The organism is Sulfitobacter sp. M368, from assembly GCF_025141875.1.
GTDB lineage: Bacteria > Pseudomonadota > Alphaproteobacteria > Rhodobacterales > Rhodobacteraceae > Sulfitobacter > Sulfitobacter mediterraneus_A.
This window is the reverse complement of record NZ_CP081113.1, coordinates 638,464-662,838: the sequence shown is the minus strand read 5'-3', so window position 1 is coordinate 662,838 and position 24,375 is coordinate 638,464. Positions and strand designations below refer to the sequence as shown.

20 protein-coding genes and 1 tRNA gene are annotated in these 24,375 nt (G+C 57.0%); 3 read left to right on the top strand and 18 right to left on the bottom strand.

The genetic code is table 11. The features are described 5' to 3' along the window. Positions 1–72 precede the first annotated feature (72 nt). Positions 73–444: a 30S ribosomal protein S12 gene (rpsL, locus tag K3754_RS03355; protein WP_011570072.1), complete on the bottom strand. Its 372-nt coding sequence runs from the start codon at positions 442–444 to the stop codon at positions 73–75. A gap of 381 nt (positions 445–825) precedes the next feature. Between rpsL and K3754_RS03350 the strand changes: the two genes are divergently transcribed. Continuing rightward, positions 826–1,650: a putative rhamnosyl transferase gene (locus tag K3754_RS03350; protein ID WP_259940991.1), complete on the top strand. Its 825-nt coding sequence runs from the start codon at positions 826–828 to the stop codon at positions 1,648–1,650. On the opposite strand, the gene K3754_RS03345 is transcribed toward K3754_RS03350, so the two are convergent. The 15 genes from K3754_RS03345 to K3754_RS03275 all read right to left on the bottom strand — a co-directional run bounded on the left by K3754_RS03345 (position 1,636) and on the right by K3754_RS03275 (position 20,625). Next, positions 1,636–2,502 carry a DMT family transporter gene (locus K3754_RS03345; protein WP_203209047.1) on the bottom strand — a complete coding sequence of 289 codons (867 nt, stop codon included), beginning with the start codon at positions 2,500–2,502 and terminating at the stop codon, positions 1,636–1,638. The two genes, K3754_RS03350 and K3754_RS03345, sit on opposite strands and share 15 nt — an antisense overlap. Next, complete coding sequence (locus K3754_RS03340) at positions 2,503–3,315, bottom strand: glycosyltransferase (protein ID WP_203209048.1); 813 nt, start codon at positions 3,313–3,315, stop codon at positions 2,503–2,505. It lies immediately after the preceding gene. A 27-nt stretch (positions 3,316–3,342) separates the two neighbouring features. Continuing rightward, positions 3,343–5,220, bottom strand: coding sequence for an FAD-dependent monooxygenase (locus tag K3754_RS03335; protein ID WP_259940985.1), 1,878 nt, complete (start codon positions 5,218–5,220; stop codon positions 3,343–3,345). Between the two features lie 136 nt (positions 5,221–5,356). After that, positions 5,357–9,604 carry a DNA-directed RNA polymerase subunit beta' gene (gene rpoC / locus K3754_RS03330; RefSeq protein ID WP_203209050.1) on the bottom strand — a complete coding sequence of 1,416 codons (4,248 nt, stop codon included), beginning with the start codon at positions 9,602–9,604 and terminating at the stop codon, positions 5,357–5,359. 97 nt (positions 9,605–9,701) lie between these two features. Then, a complete protein-coding gene (rpoB, locus tag K3754_RS03325) occupies positions 9,702–13,841 on the bottom strand; it encodes a DNA-directed RNA polymerase subunit beta (protein WP_259940981.1) in 4,140 nt (1,379 codons plus the stop codon). Positions 13,842–14,129: 288 nt separating this feature from the next. Beyond that, a complete protein-coding gene (gene rplL / locus K3754_RS03320) occupies positions 14,130–14,501 on the bottom strand; it encodes a 50S ribosomal protein L7/L12 (RefSeq protein ID WP_203209052.1) in 372 nt (123 codons plus the stop codon). A gap of 74 nt (positions 14,502–14,575) precedes the next feature. Further along, positions 14,576–15,088, bottom strand: a complete 513-nt coding sequence (rplJ, locus tag K3754_RS03315) for a 50S ribosomal protein L10 (RefSeq protein ID WP_203209053.1) — start codon at positions 15,086–15,088, stop codon at positions 14,576–14,578. Between the two features lie 333 nt (positions 15,089–15,421). Continuing rightward, positions 15,422–16,339 (bottom strand): glycosyltransferase family 2 protein, encoded by a 918-nt coding sequence (locus K3754_RS03310; RefSeq protein ID WP_259940978.1) that lies wholly within the window; start codon positions 16,337–16,339, stop codon positions 15,422–15,424. A gap of 274 nt (positions 16,340–16,613) precedes the next feature. Then, entirely contained in the window at positions 16,614–17,312 is a 699-nt protein-coding gene (gene rplA, locus K3754_RS03305; protein WP_203209055.1) for a 50S ribosomal protein L1, read from the bottom strand. A 1-nt stretch (position 17,313) separates the two neighbouring features. Continuing rightward, complete coding sequence (gene rplK, locus K3754_RS03300) at positions 17,314–17,739, bottom strand: 50S ribosomal protein L11 (protein WP_203209056.1); 426 nt, start codon at positions 17,737–17,739, stop codon at positions 17,314–17,316. Positions 17,740–18,027: 288 nt separating this feature from the next. Then, entirely contained in the window at positions 18,028–18,561 is a 534-nt protein-coding gene (nusG, locus tag K3754_RS03295; protein ID WP_025048119.1) for a transcription termination/antitermination protein NusG, read from the bottom strand. 210 nt (positions 18,562–18,771) lie between these two features. Continuing rightward, a complete protein-coding gene (gene secE, locus K3754_RS03290) occupies positions 18,772–18,969 on the bottom strand; it encodes a preprotein translocase subunit SecE (protein ID WP_025048120.1) in 198 nt (65 codons plus the stop codon). A gap of 87 nt (positions 18,970–19,056) precedes the next feature. Further along, positions 19,057–19,785 (bottom strand): hypothetical protein, encoded by a 729-nt coding sequence (locus K3754_RS03285; RefSeq protein ID WP_259940964.1) that lies wholly within the window; start codon positions 19,783–19,785, stop codon positions 19,057–19,059. Positions 19,786–19,923: 138 nt separating this feature from the next. Further along, a tRNA-Trp gene (locus K3754_RS03280) sits at positions 19,924–19,999 on the bottom strand. A 44-nt stretch (positions 20,000–20,043) separates the two neighbouring features. Beyond that, a complete protein-coding gene (locus K3754_RS03275; protein ID WP_259940961.1) occupies positions 20,044–20,625 on the bottom strand; it encodes a Crp/Fnr family transcriptional regulator in 582 nt (193 codons plus the stop codon). Positions 20,626–20,704: 79 nt separating this feature from the next. Between K3754_RS03275 and K3754_RS03270 the strand changes: the two genes are divergently transcribed. Then, positions 20,705–21,247 carry a hypothetical protein gene (locus K3754_RS03270; RefSeq protein WP_259940958.1) on the top strand — a complete coding sequence of 181 codons (543 nt, stop codon included), beginning with the start codon at positions 20,705–20,707 and terminating at the stop codon, positions 21,245–21,247. Here K3754_RS03270 and K3754_RS03265 read toward each other — a convergent pair whose 3' ends face one another. Continuing rightward, positions 21,248–21,919: a CatB-related O-acetyltransferase gene (locus K3754_RS03265; protein ID WP_259940956.1), complete on the bottom strand. Its 672-nt coding sequence runs from the start codon at positions 21,917–21,919 to the stop codon at positions 21,248–21,250. 111 nt (positions 21,920–22,030) lie between these two features. Continuing rightward, the gene (locus K3754_RS03260) at positions 22,031–23,149 is read right to left on the bottom strand and encodes an aminotransferase (RefSeq protein WP_259943219.1); all 1,119 of its coding nucleotides are present in this window, start codon (positions 23,147–23,149) and stop codon (positions 22,031–22,033) included. Between the two features lie 242 nt (positions 23,150–23,391). Between K3754_RS03260 and K3754_RS03255 the strand changes: the two genes are divergently transcribed. Next, positions 23,392–24,270, top strand: a complete 879-nt coding sequence (locus K3754_RS03255) for a putative rhamnosyl transferase (RefSeq protein WP_259940954.1) — start codon at positions 23,392–23,394, stop codon at positions 24,268–24,270. Positions 24,271–24,375 lie beyond the last annotated feature (105 nt).

Genomic DNA, 24,375 nt, shown 5'->3' with positions numbered 1-24,375 from the left:
GGAATTTGGGGCGGCGGGGTAAACCCCGCCCTACAAATGGACGGTAGGGCGGGGTTCACCCCGCCACTGCGATTACTTGGGACGCTTGGCGCCATACTTGGAACGGCGCTGCTTACGGTCTTTAACGCCCTGAGTATCCAGAACACCGCGCAGGATGTGGTAACGCACACCGGGAAGGTCTTTTACACGACCGCCGCGGATCAGAACCACCGAGTGTTCCTGAAGGTTGTGGCTTTCACCGGGAATGTAGGAGATCACTTCGAAACCGTTTGTCAGGCGCACTTTGGCCACTTTCCGCATCGCGGAGTTCGGTTTCTTAGGAGTGGTTGTATAAACGCGCGTACATACGCCGCGCTTTTGTGGGCACTCTTGCAAGTGCATGGATTTGGATCGTTTGATTTTAGGCTGCCGCGGTTTGCGGATCAGCTGCTGGATCGTTGGCATTCAGGTTATCCCCGTCTTAGCTCACATGGTGCACGAGGAGGCCCCCATGCGGTTTCAAATTCAATGCTTTGCATCATGCAAAGACTTCTGCGTGGCCCTCTGTCAGCGCCGCACGTCGTGCAACGCAAAATCACCGCAGCGTTTCCGTACCGGGGAAAACGAGGCGGTGGGGCTACAGAGGATCGGGTCAGCATTAGACCGGATCTTGACCACTTTGGTTCTGATGTCGGTTTGGCGGGTTTTCCCCCACCTTCCGAGATAGCGGGCGTATAGGAGGTTGCAGCCCAGCTGTCAACAGCTGCCCCTCCCTTGCGCGGACTGGCGCAGGCTGCAATGCTGTCGGCATATTGCTGACCCTTCTGTGACAAGGCCCGCCCCTATATGCAAGCCATCGGCATTTGCCGCTTTTCCTACCCCGGTGACGGCGGGTTTCAGGTTGAACATGACAGCCTCAAGGCGCGGATGGACTATCTATATGCCCCAACCCGCATGGAAGAACGCTTTGCCACCTTCGAGACAATGATGCTGCCGCCCCTGCGCGCCCAGACAGATGGTGATTTCACACTGGCCGTGGTGATTGGCGACAGCCTGCCTGCCCCGTACCGCGACCGGCTTGAGGCGCTATTGGCCGATATGCCGCAGGCGGTGATCTTGCCCCGCGCCCCCGGCCCGCACCGCAAAGTGATGCAAGACGCCATCAACAGCGTCAGGCGATTCGATGACGCGCCGTGCCTTCAATTCCGCATGGACGACGATGATGCCGTGGCCTGCACCTATGTCGAAAAACTGCGTCAAGCCGCCCGCGATGTTGCACCGATGGCGGCCCGGCATCGACATATCGCAATAGATTTCAACCAAGGCTACATCGTGCAGCCCGGACCGGACGGCCTGTTGGCGGCGCCCACCAAAGCGCCCTATGCCACTGCGGCATTGGCCCTGATGATCCGCCATGATTTGCCGCTCAGTGTGATGAACTTCGCCCATATGAAGGTGGGGCGCAAAATGCCCACTGTTACTTTCACAGGTGAGGATATGCTGCTGCGGGGGCACAACGCCTATAACGATTCCCGGCAAAAGCCCGGCATCAAGCAACCGGATTTTGCGCCGCTCGATGCTGCGGGCCAAACGCACTTCAAAAAGACCTATAACATAGATGCAGGCAAGGTCGCGGCGGCCTTTGCCGCGCTGCCCTCAGCTGCCCGCTAGTTTGCGCTCACGGTAAAGCGTGAAGATCCCGGTTCCGACAACGATCCCTGCTCCGGTCAATGTCATCCATCCGGGCCATTCGCCAAAAAACACGAAGCCCAGCAGCAACGCCCAGACCAGCCCTGTGTACCGGAACGGCGCGATAAAGGAGACATCACCGATCCGCATCACGTGAATGGAAAAGAAGTAACCGCCCAGAACCAGCACCGCCGAGGCGGCAATCAGCAGGCCAACAGATGGATCAACCGCCACCCAGGGCTCTGTCAACGACGCCAGACCAGCCGCAATCAGAACTGTCAGCGCCGTGACCAAAGTGACCGTCATCGACGGCACCGATGGCGACAGCTTGCGGGTGATCAAATCGCGGAAGGTCACGCCCAACATCGCGATCACGGCATAAAGGGACCAGACGTTAAACCCGTCCGCCCCCGGCTTGACGATCAACAGCACCCCGATAAAGCCAACCGCAATCGCAACCATCCGCCGCCAACCCACGGCCTCCCGCAGAAAGAGCGCCGATGCCAGTGTCACCGTCAGAGGCACACATTGCAAAATCGCTGTCAGGTTCGCCAAAGGCATGTTGAACAGCGCCGTGAGAAAGAAGTATGCGATCAAGGCTTCGGTCACCGCGCGGATCATGATCAGCACCCAATCGCGCCGCGCAATATCGAAATGCAAGGCGCCCAAACGCCCTTTCGTGGCAAGGATCAACGCGCAGGAGATCAGCCCCCGCAAAAACAAAAGTTGAAACAGCGGCACCGCGCCGCCGGTCAGTTTGAGCACCGCATCGCTCACCACAAAACAGGCCATTGACGCCATCATCAACAGCGCACCCACCAGATTTGGCGACATTCAGAACCCTTCCAGCATTTCAGGGGTCAGATCGAACCCCTCGCGCAAGTTGCGCCGGATCCCCGCCGGGCGCAACTGCCCCCGCCGCCCCGTGGTAGAGGCCGCTGAATCGTTGTCCTGATGCACCGATCGGATAAACATCGGCCGCGTCGTTTCTGTGTAGCAATCGTAGTATTCGGTCAATTGCCGGTGATTGCGCCGGAATATGGTGGCCGGATCTCCCTTCGCCGCAATCATCGCAAGCCCGATGCCCAGCGGCGTCCGTTCATACCATTCGGTGATCGGTTCAGGCGCCGAGGGATCAAAGTAGAAACCTCGGTTAAACCCGATCACAAAGGGCCGCTTGGTCTCGCGGGTTTGCAACAACGCGCCGCCCAAACTGCGAATGCGGGCCAGCGTGCTGCGGTGCATCGCGTCATCGTCATCTTGCCGGAACGTCGCAATATGGGTCGCCTTGGCCTGATCGGGCAGCGCGGCATATGCCTGCTTCACGGCTTGAATATGCACCATCGGCGGCAGGGCAACGATATGGGCCTGTTTGAAATCCACCAGCAAGTTCTCAAGCCGTTGCCGCGCCGCATCGGGCAGGCTGTCTCCAATGAGGATCGCCACCGAAAAATCCGGGTCATCCTGTATCGCCAGTGAATGCAGTGCCAGACGTTCAAACAGCGCAAACCGCCGGTTGAGCCGCTCCGGATCATAAAGTGTTGCGCGGGTTTTCTCGATCCCTTGCGCCGAATGGGCAAAGCCGTTTTCGGACAGGTATGAAAACCGTATCAGCCCTTTGATCTGTATCCGATGTGCCTGTGCCATCCGCGCCCTGCTGCTTTTCCCTGCAACCTAGGGCAAAGACGGGGCTGGCAAAAGCACCTGATCCAGAAAAGCCGAAAGTCCTGCGTGATTTGACAAGGAATAGACCCCCGCCACAAACTGGTCGGGTCGGACCAGCACGATCGCACCCCGCTGCCGATCAATGCCGCGCATATCAAAAACATCCCCTGCCCCGGAATGATCCGCGCAGAAAATCTTTTCATAATCAGTCAACCCCAGCCGCCCCTTAGAGGGCCGCAAGGCCGCTGGCATCATGCCAAGATCCAACTGCCGGTGGCCTTGTTGGAAAACGGCCCGCAGATCAATAACCGCGTCGCGGTCTGCGCCGGCAATTGTCACCTTGGTCATCGGACCAGTCGAAAGCGCTTCACAGGCATCCGCCACTGCCCCGTCCGCTACGCCGGTATCCCCCTCAGGCGCAAAAAGGATCGCCCGCCAACGCCCGTCAGCCCGGACCACATGACCAAGCTGCATGGGCTTGGCATCCGCCAAACGGATTACCGGTGCAGAATGAAACCGCGCCCCGACAGGCAATCCAGCGGCAAGGCTTTGATCACATCCCTCTGCAATGACCAGCGATGGATCATACCGCGTTTCTACACCCGCTGTGTAGCGGCCATGCTTTTGAAAATACGCCTGAAACGTCGCCTCATCACTGGATTTGCGATCTTTCGAGCTGAAGAGTTTGGCCATATCGCGGTCGAAATCTATCAACTCTTGCGCTTTTGCCTGCCGTTCCTCCGAGTAGCTTTTCAGAAGCGCAGACGGCGCCTGCCCGCGCAGAACGGCGGCGAGTTTCCAACCTAGATTGAATGTATCGGCCATCGACACGTTCATGCCCTGCCCCGCCTTGGGGCTGTGAGTATGGCAAGCGTCCCCAGCGATAAACACATGCGGATCGTCCCCGCTGTTCAGAGCCCCGCCCAGATTGTCGAACCGCGCCGAGACCCTTTGCCCGATCTCATAGGCCGAGCACCAAACAACCTCTTTCACCTCAAAGCGATAGGGCGACAGGATTGCACCTGCCCTTTGGATCAACATATCCGAGGTCACATTGCGGTCCGCCACGCGCTCATCATCTTTGAGCGCGTCTAGTTCAATATACAGCCGGACCATGGTCCCGCCCTCACGCGGAATGATCAGCATGCTGCCCGCATCGGCAGATTGGATCGCACATTTCAGCCGAATATCGGGAAAATCCGTGATCGCCAGCACATCCATCACGCCCCAAAGCTGCCGTGCGGATTGCCCCTCAAGGCGCAGACCCATGGCTTTGCGCACCGCGCTGCGGGCACCATCACAGCCCACAACATATTTCGCCCGCACCACTTCGTCCGCAGCCCCTTTAAGCCCGCGCAGCTGCGCCACTACCGGATGCGTCGCACCACTTTCAATGCGCAGCCCATCCAGCTCCAGATCATAATCGGGCGTCAGCCGGCTGGGCGCTTTGGCCATTTCCTCAAGAAAGAAATCATGCACACGGGCCTGACTGAGAATGGTATGCGGCATTTCCGACAGATCATCTTCGACATCTTTGATCCTGTCCGCGCGGGCGATACCACCGTCCTGAGCGGGACGCCAAAAACAGGTCTCGTTCACCCAATAGGCTTCCTTTTTGACCCGATCTGCAAATCCGAATGCCTCGAACATCTCCATCGACCGGCAGGCAATCCCATCGGCTTGCCCCATCTCAAGCGGTCCTGATTTGCGCTCCACTATGCGGGTCGAGATATCAGAAAATTGCGCAAGCTGGGCCGCAAGGGTCAGGCCCGCTGGGCCACAGCCGATGATCAGAACATCCACCGCAGACCGATCAAAGTCTGCGGCTTTGGCCTGAGGTTTCACACTGGGATCGCCGGGGTGAAACCCATCATAATGGTACTGCATTTTGTACTCCGGGCCGGAATTACGTCCCTGCCACGCTATCACAGCGGCCCGCCCTGCCAAGCCTTACAACAGTCCAAAAGAAAAGCCCCCACAGCGGTCAGGCTGCGGGGGCTTTTGATTTCAGGTATGGATCAGATCAGCTGCGGCTGTCGTCGTCCGTGATCACCGTGTCAAACACGTCACCACCCACGATGTCATCCGTGCTGGCCGTTGGCGCGGCAAGCGCGGCGGCGGCTTCGGCTTCTTCGCGGCGGGCTTCGATCACGACGTTGTCGCGATCTTGTGCCACTTTGCGCATCTGCTGCGTTGCACCACCGGTGCCCGCCGGGATCAGACGACCCACGATGACGTTCTCTTTGAGGCCAACCAGCTTGTCACGTTTGCCCTGCACCGATGCTTCGGTCAGAACGCGCGTGGTTTCCTGGAAGGACGCCGCAGAGATAAAGCTACGGGTCTGCAACGACGCCTTGGTGATGCCAAGCAGGATCGGTTCGCCCTTGGCAGGACGGCCACCTTTCGACAGCGCCTTTTCATTGGCGTGATCGAATTCCTGTTTGTCCACATGTTCACCCTTGAGCAACGTGGTGTCACCAGATTCCTGGATCTCCCATTTCTGCAACATCTGGCGCACGATCACTTCGATATGCTTGTCGTTGATCTTCACACCCTGAAGGCGATAAACATCCTGCACTTCGTCGATCATGTAATCAGCCAGGGCCTCAACACCCATGATCGACAGGATGTCATGCGGCGCCGGATTGCCGTCCATGATGTAGTCGCCCTTCTGGACAAAATCACCTTCCGCAACCGGAATGTGTTTGCCCTTCGGCACCATGTATTCGACCTTCACATCGGCATCGTCAGAGGACTCAATCGCGATACGGCGCTTGTTTTTGTAGTCCTTGCCAAAGCGCACATAACCATCGATTTCCGCGATGATGGCGTGATCTTTGGGACGACGTGCCTCAAAGAGTTCGGCCACACGTGGCAGACCACCGGTGATGTCCTTTGTTTTGGCGCCCTCACGCGGGATACGTGCAACGACGTCACCGGCCTGAATTTCAGAACCGTCCTCAATGGACAGAACCGCATCAACAGACATCGGATAGGTCACTGGGTTGCCCGCATCATTGCGCACAGGCTCACCGTTCGCATCAACCAGAATGATCTCAGGCTTCAGCTCGTTGCCTTTTGGCGCTGCACGCCAGTCGATCACGATTTTCTGGGTCATACCGGTCGCATCATCGGTCTCGTCGCGGACAGCAATGCCCGAAACCAGATCAACAAATTTGGTTGTACCGGATTTCTCAGCGATGATCGGCAGGGTGTAGGGATCCCATTCAAACAGCTTGTCGCCACGAGAAATCGATTGTCCGTCTTTGACAAACAGTTTGGAGCCATACCCAACCTTGTGGCTGGCACGCTCTTCCCCGTCGTCACCTTGGATGGACAACTTCATGTTCCGGCCCATGACCATGATCTCGCCGGCGGCGTTCTCAAGGGTCTGTGCGTTTTCAAACACGATCTTGCCTTCCTGAGAGGCTTCGAGGAACGACTGCTGGCCACCCTGCGCAACGCCGCCGATGTGGAACGTCCGCATCGTCAGCTGTGTACCCGGCTCACCAATGGATTGCGCCGCGATGATACCCACCGCCTCGCCTTGGTTCACCAAAGTACCGCGTGCAAGGTCACGGCCATAACACATGGCGCAAACACCCTCTTCGGCCTCGCAGGTCAGCGGCGAGCGGATGCGTGTGGATTGAACACCCGCCTCTTCGATCGCATCCGACAGACGTTCGTCGATCAGCGTGCCTGCAGGCACCAGCACTTCATCCGTGCCCGGCACCAGAATGTCGTCCGCAGCCACACGGCCCAGCAAACGCTCGGCCAGCGAGGAAACAACCTCACCATCGTTCACGGCCGCTTCTGCAGTGATCGCGGTTTCGGTACCACAGTCGTGCATACGTACGATGCAGTCCTGCGCAACGTCCACCAGGCGACGTGTCAGGTAACCGGAGTTCGCTGTTTTCAAAGCCGTGTCCGACAGACCCTTACGGGCACCGTGGGTGGAGTTGAAGTACTCCAGAACGGTCAGACCTTCTTTAAAGTTCGAGATGATCGGCGTCTCGATGATGTCGCCGTTCGGCTTGGCCATCAAGCCGCGCATCCCGCCCAGCTGTTTCATCTGCGTTACAGAACCACGCGCACCGGAGTGGGCCATCATGTAGACCGAGTTCGGCTCCATTTCGGCGCCGTTCTCGTCCGTCCGCTCAGCGGAGATCGAGCCCATCATCGCGTCGGTAACCTTGTCGTTACACTTTGACCAGGCATCGACAACTTTGTTGTACTTTTCACCCTGGGTGATCAGGCCGTCCATGTACTGCTGTTCAAAGTCTTTGACCTGATCGCGTGTCTCATCAACCAGCGTCCATTTTGTTTCCGGGATCAACATGTCGTCTTTGCCGAAGGAAATGCCAGCCTTGAACGCTTCACGGAATCCCATGGTCATGATCTGGTCACAGAAGATGACAGATTCTTTCTGACCACAGTAACGGTAGACCGTATCGATGACCTGCTGCACTTCTTTCTTACGCAGCAGACGGTTCACCAGATCAAAAGGTGCCTTGGTGTTCAGAGGCAGCAAAGCGCCCAAACGGACACGGCCCGGCGTGGTGTCAAAGCGTACGAACACTTCGTTGCCTTCGTCGTCGATCTGTTTGATCCGCGCTTTGATCTTGGAGTGCAAATGAACTTCACCGGCGTCAAGCGCATGCTGCACCTCATCGACGGTGCCGAACACTTTGCCTTCGCCAACCATGCCGTCACGCGCAAGGGTCGTGTAGTAGAGACCCAAGATCATATCCTGCGATGGAACAATGATCGGAGCACCGTTTGCAGGCGACAGAACGTTGTTCGTGGACATCATCAGAACACGTGCTTCAAGCTGTGCTTCGAGGGACAGCGGGACGTGAACCGCCATCTGGTCACCGTCAAAGTCGGCGTTGAAGGCGGAACACACCAGCGGGTGCAGCTGGATGGCTTTACCCTCGATCAGAACCGGCTCAAACGCCTGAATGCCCAAACGGTGCAGCGTCGGCGCACGGTTCAGCATGACAGGGTGTTCGCGGATCACTTCGTCGAGAATATCCCACACTTCGGGACGCTCTTTTTCGACCAGTTTTTTGGCTTGCTTCACTGTAGAAGACAAACCTTTGGCCTCAAGACGGCTGTAGATGAACGGCTTGAACAGCTCCAGTGCCATCTTCTTCGGCAGCCCGCATTGATGCAGCTTCAGCTCTGGACCCGTCACAATCACCGAACGACCGGAGAAGTCGACGCGCTTACCCAAAAGGTTTTGGCGGAAACGGCCTTGCTTGCCCTTCAGCATGTCAGACAGCGATTTAAGCGGACGCTTGTTGGCGCCCGTGATCACGCGGCCGCGGCGGCCGTTGTCGAACAATGCATCAACAGATTCCTGCAACATCCGCTTTTCGTTGCGGACGATGATATCAGGCGCACGCAGTTCGATCAGACGCTTCAGACGGTTGTTCCGGTTGATCACTCGGCGATACAGATCGTTCAGATCCGACGTCGCAAAACGGCCACCATCCAGCGGCACCAGCGGGCGCAGTTCCGGCGGGATCACTGGGATCACGGTCAGCACCATCCATTCCGGGCGGTTGCCGGATTCCAGGAAGCTTTCCACAACCTTCAGACGCTTGATGATCTTCTTCGGCTTCAACTCGCCTGTGGCCTCTTTCAGATCAGCACGCAGCTGGTCTGCTTCGGCTTCCAGATCGATCGCCGCCAGCATCTCGCGGATCGCCTCAGCGCCGATATTGGCGGTGAAAGCATCCATGCCGTAAGCATCTTGGGCATCCATATATTCTTCTTCGGTCATCATCTGGCCATAGGTCAGATCCGTCAGACCGGGCTCGATCACCACGTAGTTCTCGAAATAGAGAACCCGCTCCAGATCGCGCAGGGTCATGTCCAGCATCAGGCCGATCCGGGACGGAAGCGACTTGAGGAACCAGATATGCGCAACAGGCGCGGCCAGTTCGATATGGCCCATACGCTCGCGGCGGACCTTTTGCAGGGTCACTTCGACCCCGCATTTTTCGCAGACAACGCCGCGATATTTCATGCGCTTGTATTTGCCGCAGAGGCATTCGTAATCTTTGATCGGGCCAAAGATACGCGCACAGAACAAACCGTCACGTTCTGGCTTGAACGTCCGATAGTTGATGGTTTCTGGTTTCTTGATCTCACCGAAAGACCAGCTCAAAATCCGCTCTGGCGAGGCCAGCGAGACTTTGATCTCGTCAAACACCTTGGGTGGTGTGAGCGGGTTGAACGGGTTGTTTGTCAGTTCCTGGTTCATTTTCAAATCCTTGAAAGGGGAGCGTTAGGCAAATGTTTGGGGGTCGTTTTCTTTCAAAGAAAACGGTCGGGAATTTTCAAAATTCCCGCGCCATCCCTCACTCATCTTCCTCCGCATCCAGGAGTTCCATATTCAGGCCGAGGCCGCGCACTTCCTTGACGAGAACGTTAAAGCTCTCTGGGATGCCCGCTTCGAAGTTGTCCTCGCCCTTGACGATGCTTTCATAGACCTTGGTCCGGCCTGCCACGTCATCCGACTTAACGGTGAGCATTTCCTGCAGGGTATAGGCCGCGCCATAAGCTTCGAGAGCCCAGACTTCCATTTCCCCGAAACGCTGACCACCGAATTGCGCTTTACCGCCCAATGGCTGCTGGGTGACCAGCGAGTATGGACCAGTAGAACGCGCGTGGATTTTGTCGTCCACAAGGTGGTGCAGCTTCAGCAGGTATTTGACACCCACGGTCACAGGACGCGCAAACTGCTCGCCCGTGCGGCCATCAAACAGAACCGACTGGCCAGATGTGTCAAAGCCGGCGCGGATCAGCGCATCGTTGACATCCAGTTCCTTGGCCCCATCAAATACGGGTGTCGCAATCGGAACGCCGCGTGTGACATTGCCCGCCGCTTCCAGCAGAGTTTCCTCGTCCATGTCGGTGATGCCCTCTTGGTAGACATCCTCGCCATAGGCCAGGCTCATCGCCTCACGCACAGGGGTCAAATCGCCGGAGCGTTTGTATTCCTGCAGCGCCTCATCAACGTTCACACCCAGACCGCGTGCGGCCCAACCCATGTGGGTCTCAAGGATCTGACCAACGTTCATACGCGATGGAACACCAAGCGGGTTCAAACAGAAATCAACCGGTGTACCATCCGCAAGGAACGGCATGTCTTCCATTGGAACAACCTTGGAAATAACACCCTTGTTCCCGTGACGGCCCGCCATCTTGTCGCCTGGCTGAAGCTTACGCTTCACCGCGACAAAGACTTTGACCATCTTCATCACACCCGGAGGCAGATCGTCGCCGCGGCGCACTTTCTCGACCTTGTCCTCGAACCGTGCATCCAAGGCCCGTTTCTGGATCTCGTACTGCTCGTTCAGGGCTTCGACGATTTTGGCGTCGTCTTCATCCTCAAGCGCAAGCTGCCACCACTGACCACGGGTCAGTTGCTCTGTCAGCAATTCTTCGGTGATCTGGCTGTTCGGTTTGACACCCTTGGGGCCTTTTACAGCAATCTTACCCATGATCAACTGCTTGAGACGGGCATAGATGTTGCGGTCAAGGATCGCCAATTCGTCATCCCGGTCACGGGCCAGACGTTCGACTTCTTCACGTTCGATCTGCAGTGCGCGTTCGTCTTTTTCCACACCATGGCGGTTAAAGACGCGCACTTCTACAACCGTACCGAAATCGCCGGGCTTCACGCGCAACGATGTATCGCGCACGTCAGAGGCTTTCTCACCAAAGATAGCACGCAGAAGCTTTTCTTCCGGTGTCATCGGGCTTTCGCCCTTCGGTGTGATCTTGCCCACCAGGATATCCCCCGGCTCAACGTCCGCGCCGATGTAAACGATGCCCGCCTCGTCGAGGTTGCGCAGCGCTTCTTCACCGACGTTCGGAATGTCGCGGGTGATCTCTTCTGGCCCAAGTTTGGTGTCACGCGCGGCGACCTCGAACTCTTCGATATGGATCGAGGTAAAGACGTCATCACGTGAAATCCGCTCGGAGATCAGGATGGAGTCTTCGTAGTTGTAGCCGTTCCAAGGCATAAACGCGACGACCACGTTCTTACCAAGGGCCAACTCACCCATGTCAGTGGATGGACCATCCGCCACAACCTGACCTTTTTGAACCGTATCGCCCACCTTCACCAGCGGTCGCTGGTTGATGCAGGTGTTCTGGTTCGAACGCTGGAACTTGCGCATGCGGTAGATGTCCACCCCTGCATCGCCCAGTTCAAGATCTTCGGTGGCCCGGATCACGATACGCTGTGCATCAACCTGGTCGATGATGCCGCCACGTTTGGCCATGATCGCAGCGCCGGAATCGCGTGCCACAACCTCTTCGATACCTGTCCCGACAAGTGGCGCTTCTGCTTGCAGCAGCGGCACAGCCTGACGTTGCATGTTCGAACCCATCAAGGCGCGGTTGGCGTCATCGTTTTCAAGGAACGGGATCAAGGAAGCCGCAACCGACACCAACTGCTTGGGCGATACGTCAATCAGATCCACGTTTTCCGATGGCGCCAGCGTGTAGTCACCGGACTGACGTGTAGAAACCAGATCGTTCACGAACTTCATGTTTTCATCAAGGTTCGCGTTCGCCTGCGCCACGGTGTGACGCATCTCTTCGGTGGCGGACATGTAGTGAACCTCATCGGTCACAACGCTATCCTTCACCACACGATATGGCGTTTCGATAAAGCCGTATTTGTTCACGCGGGCAAAGGTCGCCAGCGAGTTGATCAGACCAATGTTCGGCCCTTCCGGCGTTTCAATCGGACACATCCGGCCATAGTGGGTCGGGTGAACGTCACGCACTTCAAAGCCGGCACGCTCGCGCGTCAGACCGCCAGGTCCAAGCGCGGACAGGCGACGCTTGTGCGTCACTTCGGACAGCGGGTTGGTTTGGTCCATGAACTGCGACAGCTGCGAAGAGCCGAAGAATTCACGCACCGCAGCCGCGGCCGGTTTGGCGTTGATCAGGTCTTGTGGCATCACGGTGTCGATCTCGACGGAGGACATCCGTTCTTTGATCGCACGTTCCATGCGCAGCAGGCCGACGCGGTACTGGTTTTCCATCAATTCACCGACAGAACGCACACGGCGGTTGCCGAGGTGGTCGATGTCGTCGATGTCGCCGCGACCGTCACGCAGATCCACCAGCGCCTTGATGCAGGCCACGATATCTTCGCGGCGCAATGTGCGTTGGGTGTCTTCTGCATCCAGATCCAGACGCATGTTCATTTTCACACGGCCAACCGCCGACAGATCATACCGTTCTGAATCGAAGAACAACGTATCAAACAGCGCAGACGCCGCTTCTACGGTGGGCGGCTCGCCCGGACGCATGACGCGGTAAATGTCCATGAGCGCGGTGTCGCGGTTCATGTTCTTGTCGTTCGCCATGGTGTTGCGCATGTAGGGGCCGACATTGACGTTGTCGATGTCCAAGAGTGGGATCTCGGTAATGCCCGCGTCGATCAGTTCTTTGGCTGTGCCGCCAATCAGATCTCCGTCTTTGTCGTATTCCAGCGTCAGTTCATCACCGGCTTCGACATAGATCGCGCCGTTTTCTTCGTTGATGATGTCTTTGGCGGCAAATTTGCCGACGATGTGGTCAAACGGCAAAAGCAGCTCTTTGACCGCGCCTTCGTCGATCAGCTTTTTCACCGCGCGTGGCGTGACCTTCTTGCCCGCTTCAAACAGAACTTCGCCTGTCTTGGCGTCAACGATGTCATAAGTCGGACGTGTGCCCCGCACACGCTCAGGGAAGAACGGCGCAACCCAGCCTTTGTTCTTCTTCAGCTTGTAAGTCACCGTGTCGTAGTAAGCATCCATGATGCTTTCCTGATCCAGACCCAGCGCATAAAGCAAAGTTGTCACGGGCAGTTTGCGGCGACGGTCGATCCGGGCAAAGACGATATCTTTTGCGTCGAATTCAAAGTCGAGCCAGCTGCCGCGGTATGGGATGATACGGCAGGCAAACAGAAGTTTACCGGACGAGTGGGTTTTGCCCTTGTCGTGGTCAAAGAACACGCCAGGCGAACGGTGCATCTGGGATACGATCACACGCTCGGTGCCGTTCACAATGAACGTACCGTTTGGTGTCATCAAAGGCATGTCGCCCATAAAGACGTCTTGTTCCTTGATGTCCTTGACCGATTTCGCGCCGGTATCTTCGTCGATATCAAACACGATCAGACGCAGGGTGACTTTCAGCGGCGCCGAATAGGTCATATCGCGCTGCTGGCACTCTTCTACGTCGTACTTTGGTTTTTCCAGCTCATACTTGACGTATTCAAGCACACTGGTTTCATTGAAGTCCTTGATCGGGAAAACCGACTGGAAAACGCCCATGATACCCTCACCATCGGTGGGGGTCTCGGCATCGCCGGAATTCAGGAACAGATCATACGAGGATTTCTGCACCTCGATCAGATTTGGCATCTCCAGCACTTCGCGGATTTTGCCGTAATATTTACGAAGACGTTTCTGGCCAAGAAAAGTTTGTGCCATGTGTCGTGTCACCTTTCGTGTCTCTTGCCGAGCGCACCAACCACCGGGGCCGTGGTGTGCGCCCATAAGAGCGGAAATTACCGGTCAATTCTTGAGACACGTCCCACCGCGCCTCTTCCGACCTTTGGACCTTTCCAGAGGGATGCTTTGGAAAAAGCACCCTTCAAGACAGGTTTGGCTGGACAGGGAAATCTCCCCATCCAGCCATTGTTTTCTCCGGGAACATCGCAAACTTCAGAAGTTTGCGACCGCATTGTTTGAAACAACGCGTTCCCTTTTTCGCGCGACTTAGGCCAGCTCGACTTCGGCGCCAGCTGCTTCCAGCTTGCCCTTGATGTCTTCTGCTTCGGCTTTGTCGACGCCTTCTTTGATTTTGCCGCCGGCTTCAACCAGATCTTTGGCTTCTTTCAGGCCCAGACCGGTGATGCCGCGAACTTCCTTGATCACGTTGATCTTGGATGCGCCAGCGTTCTTCAGAACGACGTCAAATTCAGTTTTCTCTTCCTCGGCGCCACCGGCGTCTGCAGGGCCAGCCATCATCACTGCGCCGCCTGCTGCGGGCTCGATGCCGTACTCGTCCTTGAGGATGGTTTTCAGTTCTTGTGCTTCAAGCAGTGTCAGACCAACGATCTCTTCTGCCAGTTTCTTCAGATCAGCCATGTTTAGCTCTTTCCGTTAACGATATGTGTGTTCCAACGTGTTGTTTCAACCAACGCGTCGATATGACGTTTGCTTTACGCAGCTTTGTCCTCGATCGTGGACAAAATGGATGCGATATTGCTTGCAGGTGCGCCAATGGCTCCGGCGATGTTGGAAGCAGGTGCGCCCAGCATACCCGCGATGGTGGAGATAAGCTCCTCCCGCGAAGGCATTTTGGACACGGCTTCAACACCGGCGACGTCCAGAGCGTTCTCGCCCATTGCGCCACCAAGGATCACGAACTTTTGGTTCTCCTTGGCGAACTCCTGAGCAACCTTGGCCGCGGCCACAGGATCCTCAGAATAGGTCAGAACGGTCATACCCGTCAGCAAGGAAGAAATGCTTTCGCATGGCTTCCCGTCGAGGGCGATTTTGGCGAGCCTGTTCTTGGCAACACGCACGGCCCCGCCAGCGGCACGAGCACGCGCGCGAAGGTCCTGCATTTCAGCAACTGTCAGACCGACGTAGTGGGCTACCACAACGACGCCAGAGCTTTCAAAGATTTGGCCGAGCTCTTCGACCAACTGTTCTTTTTGTGCTCTATCCACAGTTTCACTCCAGTAAGGGAGGGGTGACCCTCCGGCTCAGTTCTGCCGGGACGAAAGTCCCGACTAATCGGGTCCTTACGGGGTCCTGCGCATCGCTGCGGATGGCCAAATGTGGCTATCCGAAGAAAATCTGCCGTTACCCGTCTCAGGCAGGAATTATGTCATGCGGTTGCGTGACACCCACCGTCTCGGACGAATCGCCCACAGGGGTACAGATGCAACCCTATGGACAGAGGCGCGGAATAGAATGTTTTGGGGTAAATGTGAAGGGGCTTTTACAAAAAACCCGATGCCGTCACGTCAACAACCTAAAATTGTTCTGCCTGCGCAGGGTCACGCTGCCCGAACCAGCCGGCCGGGAAAGTAGTCTTCCACCAATCCGCTCATGTTCAGACGTACCTCAAGACGTGACTGCAATAGCTCTAGCAAACCCATCCGATCCTCGTCAAACACATGCAGTCTGTTATAGATCTCGCGCAAACGATCTTCGGTGTCTGGTCCATTCAGGCAGGCACGCAGATGGTCTTTGAAGTTCTCGCGAAATCCGCGTGAGCTCAGCCGCCAGTTTAGTTTCGAACGCCAGATATCATAGCCCTGATCAAAAAAGTGCAGCACATAGGCGCCCTCGCCATGCCCCAGCACTTGATCCAGCACACGCTCCCCATCTGGGCCTTGCATGAAATGCTGACGCATCTGAAATCCCACAAGCCCGGCCCGCGTTGCCGTTTTGCCAATGGTGTGCCCGCTGAGCCCGCGGCGCTTGACCATAAAGGGGGCCAGATCGCCATAGACCCGCCCGCAAGCCTCATCCGACATCGCAAGCCGGAATTGCAAATGCGGCGTTTGCGGGCATTGGATCGCCTCGGCAGGACGCAGGGTCACCGACCGGACCTCATCGGGTTGCGCGGCCAACAGGTTGCGAAGGTTGCGCCTCTGCACGTAGGCCAGTTCATCCCCGTCCACATTCAGGAACCAGCCCTCGGTCAGCCCGTCATACACATATTGCATCGCGCGGTTCTGACGGCGCGTGAACCGCGTGCGCGGACGACATCCAAGGTTGATCCAGAAACTACGGGTACAGCGGATGCAGCGCACCTTGGGATGATCACGCAAGATCTCGATAGCCGGATCAAGCGGATCATCAAAACACAACACAATCTGATCGGCACCCGCGTCCAGATACCAGCTCACAAACCGAAGCGTGGTCTCCAGCGGTTCTTTCAAAATGGCCCCTACCGTCAGCATGGCCATGCCACCACCCGGCGGACCTCTGAATTTCTGTGCTGCATTCTGCACCCTGCCCTCATTTGGCGAAGGACACTGGAATCGCGACATCAAAAAGGATGTCACTGCTTTGCCCCTCGCCCCGCCCAAAGCGGAAAGCGCCTGAACTTACCGCCCAGTTAACGCTCAATTAATGAAGGCAATTTGCGCCAGCCTTGGCGCAAAAGCAAAAGGCGAACCCGAAGGTCCGCCTTTTCCAAATCACTTGTTACGTCCACGCCACAGTGGCGCGACGGACGGCTTATTCGCCAGCGGCGTTTTCAACAGCCACAGATACGCCTGGACCCATTGTGGAGCTCAGGTTGATCTTTTTCAGGTATGTCCCCTTGGACCCCGATGGCTTGGCCTTGGCAACTGCGCCAACAAAGGCACGGATGTTTTCAGCCAGTTGCTCTTCGCCGAAGGATGCTTTGCCAACACCTGCGTGCACAACGCCGCCTTTCTCCGCCTTGAACTGAACTTCGCCACCTTTGGCCGCTTTTACAGCGTCCGCAACGTCCATGGTCACTGTGCCAACTTTCGGGTTCGGCATCAGGTTACGTGGGCCAAGCACTTTGCCCAGACGGCCAACAATTGGCATCATGTCTGGTGTCGCGATGCAGCGATCAAAGTCGATCTTGCCGGATTGTACGATTTCCATCAGATCCTCGGCGCCCACGATGTCGGCTCCGGCCGCTGTCGCTTCTTCTGCTTTTGGACCGCGTGCAAAAACCGCAACGCGCATGGTTTTGCCGGTGCCGTTTGGCAGGCCAACCACACCGCGGACCATCTGGTCAGCGTGGCGTGGGTCAACACCGAGGTTCATTGCAATCTCGACAGTTTCGTCGAATTTGACGTTGGAGTTGGCTTTGATCAGCGCTACGGCTTCTTCAACTGTCAGGTCTTCTTTGCCGGCGAATGCTTCGCGTGCGGCGCGGGTGCGTTTTCCTACTTTTGCCATCTTATTTGACCTCGATGCCCATGGACTTCGCAGAGCCCAGAATGATCTTCATAGCCTGTTCAACGTCATTGGCGCTCAGGTCGACCATTTTCGCTTCGGCGATTTCACGCAGCTGCTTGGGGGTCACCGAACCAACGGTTTCACGGGACGGGGTTTTTGCACCAGAATTGATCTTGGCCGCTTTTTTCAGGTAGTAGGACGCAGGAGGCGTCTTGATGTCCATGGTAAAGGACTTGTCCTGGAAATAGCTGATCACGGTCGGGCAAGGGGCGCCTGGCTCCATGTCCGCTGTCTTCGCGTTGAACGCTTTACAGAATTCCATGATGTTGATGCCGCGCTGACCCAATGCTGGACCTACGGGCGGGGACGGGTTGGCTTGCCCCGCCTTAATCTGCAACTTCATCGTACCGACGAGTTTCTTGGCCATTGGCCTTCTCCTTTTCAACTCCCTTGGGACGCGTCCCTCAGGATGTATGTTGCGTGGTCCGGTCTGGTCACCGCGGTGCCCTCGCCTCCCACAAACCGAGTCGCCATTGCGGGCGACTTGCGCGGGATATAGCGGTGTGGGGCATATTGCAAGGGTTTGGTTGAGGAGACACCGAGGGTGGAGGATTTACCCGCCCCGAACCAATCAGCATCACTGCACCGGGCGTTAGCGTAAGGCGGGGTTCACCCCGCCACCGCGTAAAAAAGGCGGGGAAAACCCCGCCTAAAATCAGGTCTGCTTGATCACCTGAGTATATTCCAGCTCAACCGGTGTTTCGCGACCAAAGATAGACACGGACACTTTCAAACGCTGGTTGTCGTCGTCAACTTCTTCGATCATGCCGTCGAAGTCTTCAAACGGACCATCGGCCACTTTGACCTTCTCACCGATCTCAAAGTGAATAAGCGTACGTGGTGCTTCTTCGCCTTCTTGAACGCGGCCCAGGATGGCCTGCACTTCGGCATCGCGCATTGGCATCGGGCGGCCCTGCGGACCCAGAAAACCAGTGACGCGGTTGATGGAGTTGATCAGGTGATAGCCCTGGTCGGACATTTCCATGTGAACCAGAACATAACCGGGCATAAAGCGACGCTCGGTCGTGACCTTCTTGCCGCGGCGCACTTCGATCACTTCTTCGGTCGGAACCAAAACTTCGTCGATCTGCTCGCTCAGACCCTGCTCCTCAGCAGTTGTGCGGATCTGTTCTGCGATTTTCTTTTCGAAATTCGAAAGAACACTGACCGAATACCACCGTTTTGCCATCTGAACTCTGGTCCCTGTCTTGCGATGCAACCCATCAATCGGGGCATCTTAACCGTAAATCATGTCGGGCCAATACCCGGCGCTTGTGAACAAAAAATCGGCGCGCAACTCGAATCGCCGCACGCCCTATTCTTTGGTCAGGTCTGCGCAATAGCCCGCGCACCCCGATGTTTCAAGTCTGCAAAGCGATTTTTGGCTGACCTGTGCTGCTTAACCAAACATCCCAAGAACGCCCTGAAGGCCGCTCCGGATGATGATATCGACGATGGCAAAGAACACCGCCGTCAGCGCCGCAAGGATAAACACCATCACTGTGGTCAACATCACCTCGCGGCGGGTTGGCCAAACGACCTTGGCAACTTCAGCACGCACCTGCTGGATAAACTGAAGAGGGTTGGTGGTTGCCATGACGGGTATCCTTGATTGTCTGCCTGCTGCATCTAACGGCAGTTTCACGCGGTTTCAAGCCTGCGCTGCACCGCGCCTGCGCAATGATCAGACTTCGTTTTCGCGCAAGTCCTGCATCCGGCGGTCCAGCGCCTCTGCATGGCGGGCGTCCCGTTGGGCCATATCGCCCAGATCCGGCAGGTAAAGACCGTCCACCGTGCCTTCGGGAAAACGGTCAAGAAACGCATCCCATTTCATCGCGAAAGTGTCGAATTTCCGGTTCAGTTCTTCAGCACGATCCGGGTGGCGGCTGGCATACCACCGCGCCGCGCCCATCGCCCTGAGCCAGAAGCCGTCATAACCGAGCACCAGAAAGACCAGACCCAAAAGCAACAAACCCAAGACCAACAAACCAACAACGAGCCAAGGCCGGAACACGATCAGCAGGGCCGCACTGGCCAACAGGATGTGCCGCGGGGTTGGCCGATAGCCGGTGATCCGCGCCTTGACCGCACCGATCCAGCCAGATCCGGCGCTTTGTTGTTTCGCCGCCCTGGGTGCCGGCTTGCTCCGCTTGAACCTCGATTTCCTGGGAGGCGGCGCCGGGGCGGCTTCTGCCAGATCTGGAAAGGCCTGCGCCGCCCGGCGCTCTGGCTCTGGCTCCGGTTGTGGTGCCTCGCGATAAGCAGCTTCCGCCGCCACCGCGTTCACGGCCGCATCCTCCGGCGCTTCTTCGACCAGCAACGCCTTGATCGCCGCCAGGGATTGCGGGTCTAGATCGTCTGTCATCGCTCCATCGGATTGCGGGTTCTCTGTGGTATTCGGTTCAGGTTTCATCTTCATCTCACTCGCCCAAGCGACATCAGGATACCGGTGCATTCGGACAGGGAATGGGCCGAAAAATGGTGAAATGATGGCGACCGCACAAAGGTTGAAACCGGTGCATTATCGTAAACTGCAAAGATGGAAGTGGCGTGGCAGGGGCTGAGGGACTCGAACCCACGACCCTCGGTTTTGGAGACCGATGCTCTACCAACTGAGCTAAACCCCTACGCCGGGGGTTGGGTAGTCGGAAACGCGCCTAGGATCAAGAGCCTAATCGCCCCCGGATCGCGTTTCCTTGCGCAATCGGCTCAGGCTGACGGGCGTCATACCCAGAAACGACGCAATCAGCCCGTGCGCAAAGCTGTTTTCGTACTCCGGGTAATTTGTCCGAAACCACGCAAGACGGCCCGCGCCCCCCAGTGAGGCCAGCGCCCATTCGCGATCTGCCTTCCGCTGAATCTCCTGTCGCAGCACCGCATTGGCCCAATTGCGAATCTCTTCGTTGCTCAGCATCCGCTCGGTCAGGGCCTCAGTGTCCATCTGTGCGATCAGCGCCTCTTCGGTGATCTCCAGCGTGGCGAAGGCATCGCCGTCGCGGGTCCGCGCCAGATTGGGCGTGATCACGCATGGGCTGTCAAAAAGCCCGACACAGACAAGCCCACCCTCCGTATCGCCAATCGTCAGGGTGGCTTTGCCGTTCAGCAACAGATATTCGCCCCTGTCCGGCTCTCCCTGACGGCAGAGCAGCGCTCCGGCCATTGCCCGCCCGACCTTCCAATCGGCGGCAAATCCTGCTGCCGCCGCACGGGCCATCGGGTTGTTGCCCTGTGTCAGAAAAGAAAGAAGGTCCATTCGTCGCGGCCATTATCAAATGTTAACGCAGGCCAACCGCCAGCGCCCTAAGGATCACCCATTCATAGGAGCATAGCAAATGACGCAACCCTTTTCCCCACAGCAAGAAGGCCGCCGCGCCTTGCGTTTCGGATTGGCTGCCCTAGCCGTCTATCTGATCATGACCCAAATCACCCTTGCGCATCTGCATCAGATTGCAGGGCTGGTGCCTTTCGATCTGCGCCCAACTGGATACGGTCCCGTGCAGGCTCGTAACTTGCTTGAAGCATTGGGCGCGGATGGCCAGCACTATTACCTCACCCGGCAGTTGCCCCTTGATCTGCTGTATCCGACGCTCTTTGGCCTTTGCCTGTCTGCCGCGATCCGGTGGGCGCTTGGCTGGACGGCACCATCCCGGATCACACGAGTGGCGCCCATCCTGCCGTGGTTGGCCGCCCTTGCCGATTATCTTGAAAATCTCGGCATCGCGTCGATGATCATGCTGTGGCCTGCACTGCCTGATCCCCTGATTCATGCCTCCGCCGCCGCCTCGGTCAGCAAGGCGGGCCTGACAACCGTCGCGGTCTTGGTGTTCATCACCGCTTTGGCGGCCAAGGGCATTGGCCGCCTGAACCGGGCGTAATCAGTCAGGCGCAACCAACTCAAGCGCATCAACATTCCCTGCCATGATCAGGCTCTCATGGGCGAGGATCAGATCAATGGGCCAATCCCACCAAGCGATCCGTTGCAATCGCCCGGCATCTGCCTGCGAAAAACGCTGGCGCAAAACCCGCGCCGGGTTGCCGCCAATGATGGAATAGGCTGGGACCCTTCCGGCAACCACGGCCCCTGCACCGACAATCACACCATCACCAATATCCGCGCCGGGCAATATGCGCGCGCCTTGACCGATCCAAACGTCGTTGCCAATGTGTGTGTCCGCGCCCGGTCCCGGCATCGAGGGCCGGTCTTCAATCGGACCACCGCCGAATATCGCGAAAGGATAGCTTGAGATCCCGTCATAGCGATGATTGGCCGACGATGTAATGAATACGACCCCGTCCGCGATCTGACAGAACTTGCCGATGTGAAGCTGCTCGGGGCTGAAGTCGAACAAATAAGGGGCCAGCCGCGCCGCCCAATCCTCTGGCGGGTCAAAGGCACTGGCGTAAGTGTAATCCCCCACCACAAATCGAGGGTGATCCACCGCAGCATTCAGAAATACGGTGCCCGCATGAGGGCTGCCATCGGGCAATCTAACGGGATGAGAGGTATCAGGCGCCGGAAAGGGGCGCAGGTCGTCTTGGTCAGGCATGACAAATCCTTTGATCGAGTATGATTAATGCTCAGATCCCGGTCTTGTTCATGTCACCCTCCATCACTTTCACGCATTTTATCCATTGGTGCGATCCAAGCGCAATAGCCCTTAAAGCCGCGCAAGAAATTCCGAGATTTTTGCCAGCCCTGCGCGAAGGTCATCCTGCGGATTGGCAAATCCGATCCGCAGATAACCTTCCATCCCGAAAGCGGAGCCCGGGGTCAACAGCACACCTGTTTCTTTCAGCAACTGAATGCAAAACGCCTCTGACGGAATATCCACATCATAGCGCAGCAGGGTCACGGTGGCCGATTTTGGCCTAACCCATGCGATCTTGGGCTCGCCTTCGACCCAAGCCTCAAGGATGGCCAGATTGTCCCGCGTGATCTGCTTGCTGCGGGCCAAGATGCGATCGCTGTTTTCCAAGGCCAAGGCCGCAAAATGGTCGTCAATCTTGCCCACCGAGATCGTGTCGTAGTCGCGGTGGATCGACACTGCTTCGATCACCTCGCCTGGTCCGGCGATCCACCCCAGACGCAATCCGGCCAAGGAAAACGCCTTGGACATGCCCGCCGTGGAGATGCCCTTTTCATAAATGTCCGCAACCGCATCCGTCATGCCGCCGCCCTGTTGATCTGTCCCGCGATAGACCTCATCGCACAGCAACCAGGCATCGGCCTGCCGCGCGATTTGCGCGATCTCTTCCAGCATTGCGCGATCCATCAAAGCACCGGTTGGATTATTGGGATTGTTGATGGCAATCAGCCGGGTTTGCGGTGTGACGAGACGGCGGAGCGCTTTCAGATCCGGCAGCCAACCATCCTCTTCACGCAACTTCAGCTGATGGACATCTGCACCTATGCTCGCAGGAATCGAATAATGCTGTTGATAGGTTGGCACCACAGCGACAACCCGGTCGCCCCTGCTGATCATCGCCTTATGCACCAGCATATTGGCCCCGATGGTGCCATGGGTCACGATCACGTTTTCGGTCTGTTGTTTGCGGTAAAGAGCACAAATCGCATGGATCAGCCGCGATGATCCACGAATTTCGCCATAGGTCATTTTGAGGCCAAGCAGCTCGGACAGATCTGCCGTGTTCTTGCCGGACAAAGCCAGCAACTGTTCGATTGTCAGACTTTCCACACAGGTTTCAGCCAGGTTCAGTTCGCATTTGAACTCCCACTCGTTCATCCAAATCTCTACGCCGAATGGATCAATATGCATCATGTACCCCTGTGCGCTGACGTTTGACCGGCCTTTGGTGCCGGTTCTGTCTTGAATGACAAGTAAAGCCATAGCCGCGCAATTGGCCAGCGGACAATTCGAAATGCGATGGCCAAGCGGTCCGAGAACACTTGGATCGGCGCTGGCGGACCTGCATGGGCGGTGATACGCTAAAGATGCGCAATCTGTGGAAACATCAACCATAGAGTGCAACAGTGCATGAGATCGCAAGGGCCAGTTGGATGACAGATCCAAAAATTCAAACGCTTGGCGTCACTCGGTGGTCTTATCCCGGCCAAACTCGAGGGTTTCGCCGGTCTGCTGATGATTTGGACCACCTGCGCACGCAGCTTTATGCCCCCCATCGGCTGGATCATCGGTTGTTCTTGCTTGAACAACTTCTGATCCCCTGTCTGGCCCATCAAACCGACCCTGACTTTCTGCACCTGGTTGTCATTGGGGATCAGCTTCCTGATCCGTGGCGGTCCCGCGTTCTGGACCTTGTCGATAGCCTGCCGCAGCTTGAAGCCGTGATCGAACCCGAAGGCAACGACATGCGCGACATGCTGTCAGAGGTGATCCCGCGATACAAAGACGATCAATGCGATGTGATCGCGCAATATCGGTTGGATGATGACGATGCGGTCGCCGTGGAGTTTGTCGCCAAATCGCGGGAGATATTTTCGGACCTGCGGCCTTTCTTTGCTGCAGACGGCATTACAGCGTTGGACTACACGCGCGGTTTCATCATGTCGACAGACGACAGCGGCCTGAACATCCGTTCCGTCTCCTCGCGGTTTTGGGCCCCCGGCATGATGATCTTTCAAGACATGGAAACGGCAAAGTCACTGTTCGAGTTTCCGCATATGCGGGTCTGGCACGACATGCCCACGTTGACATGGAAAGAGACCCCGATGTTCATTCGCGGATCACATCATGACAATGACAGCGAATTGAGCAATTTCGGGCGGCGCACGAAGTCGTTCAAATTCAATCCGCAAAACCTTGGGCGCTATATGGATCGGCGGTTCGGGATCGACCTCAAACAAATGCGCAAGGAATGGACCATGCACCGACAATGGTTCATGGGTGAGACCGAAAACCAAACTGCCGCGCAGTAATTCCCCGCGCTCCGCGTTTATGAGAGAATGCGCTCCGGTGATTTTGAAAACACCGGGTGGTGGGCGGCGCATGTTCGTCGCCGCAGACTGGGGTTCACCCCGGCA

What these genes read in the sequence shown, in the direction of transcription:
- rpsL (WP_011570072.1), bottom strand. Translation starts at nt 444, where the DNA reads ATGCCAACGATCCAGCAGCTGATCCGCAAACCGCGGCAGCCTAAAATC.
- K3754_RS03350 (WP_259940991.1), top strand. Translation starts at nt 826, where the DNA reads ATGCAAGCCATCGGCATTTGCCGCTTTTCCTACCCCGGTGACGGCGGG.
- K3754_RS03345 (WP_203209047.1), bottom strand. Translation starts at nt 2,502, where the DNA reads ATGTCGCCAAATCTGGTGGGTGCGCTGTTGATGATGGCGTCAATGGCC.
- K3754_RS03340 (WP_203209048.1), bottom strand. Translation starts at nt 3,315, where the DNA reads ATGGCACAGGCACATCGGATACAGATCAAAGGGCTGATACGGTTTTCA.
- K3754_RS03335 (WP_259940985.1), bottom strand. Translation starts at nt 5,220, where the DNA reads ATGCAGTACCATTATGATGGGTTTCACCCCGGCGATCCCAGTGTGAAA.
- rpoC (WP_203209050.1), bottom strand. Translation starts at nt 9,604, where the DNA reads ATGAACCAGGAACTGACAAACAACCCGTTCAACCCGCTCACACCACCC.
- rpoB (WP_259940981.1), bottom strand. Translation starts at nt 13,841, where the DNA reads ATGGCACAAACTTTTCTTGGCCAGAAACGTCTTCGTAAATATTACGGC.
- rplL (WP_203209052.1), bottom strand. Translation starts at nt 14,501, where the DNA reads ATGGCTGATCTGAAGAAACTGGCAGAAGAGATCGTTGGTCTGACACTG.
- K3754_RS03310 (WP_259940978.1), bottom strand. Translation starts at nt 16,339, where the DNA reads ATGGCCATGCTGACGGTAGGGGCCATTTTGAAAGAACCGCTGGAGACC.
- rplA (WP_203209055.1), bottom strand. Translation starts at nt 17,312, where the DNA reads ATGGCAAAAGTAGGAAAACGCACCCGCGCCGCACGCGAAGCATTCGCC.
- rplK (WP_203209056.1), bottom strand. Translation starts at nt 17,739, where the DNA reads ATGGCCAAGAAACTCGTCGGTACGATGAAGTTGCAGATTAAGGCGGGG.
- nusG (WP_025048119.1), bottom strand. Translation starts at nt 18,561, where the DNA reads ATGGCAAAACGGTGGTATTCGGTCAGTGTTCTTTCGAATTTCGAAAAG.
- secE (WP_025048120.1), bottom strand. Translation starts at nt 18,969, where the DNA reads ATGGCAACCACCAACCCTCTTCAGTTTATCCAGCAGGTGCGTGCTGAA.
- K3754_RS03285 (WP_259940964.1), bottom strand. Translation starts at nt 19,785, where the DNA reads ATGAAACCTGAACCGAATACCACAGAGAACCCGCAATCCGATGGAGCG.
- K3754_RS03275 (WP_259940961.1), bottom strand. Translation starts at nt 20,625, where the DNA reads ATGGACCTTCTTTCTTTTCTGACACAGGGCAACAACCCGATGGCCCGT.
- K3754_RS03270 (WP_259940958.1), top strand. Translation starts at nt 20,705, where the DNA reads ATGACGCAACCCTTTTCCCCACAGCAAGAAGGCCGCCGCGCCTTGCGT.
- K3754_RS03265 (WP_259940956.1), bottom strand. Translation starts at nt 21,919, where the DNA reads ATGCCTGACCAAGACGACCTGCGCCCCTTTCCGGCGCCTGATACCTCT.
- K3754_RS03260 (WP_259943219.1), bottom strand. Translation starts at nt 23,149, where the DNA reads ATGCATATTGATCCATTCGGCGTAGAGATTTGGATGAACGAGTGGGAG.
- K3754_RS03255 (WP_259940954.1), top strand. Translation starts at nt 23,392, where the DNA reads ATGACAGATCCAAAAATTCAAACGCTTGGCGTCACTCGGTGGTCTTAT.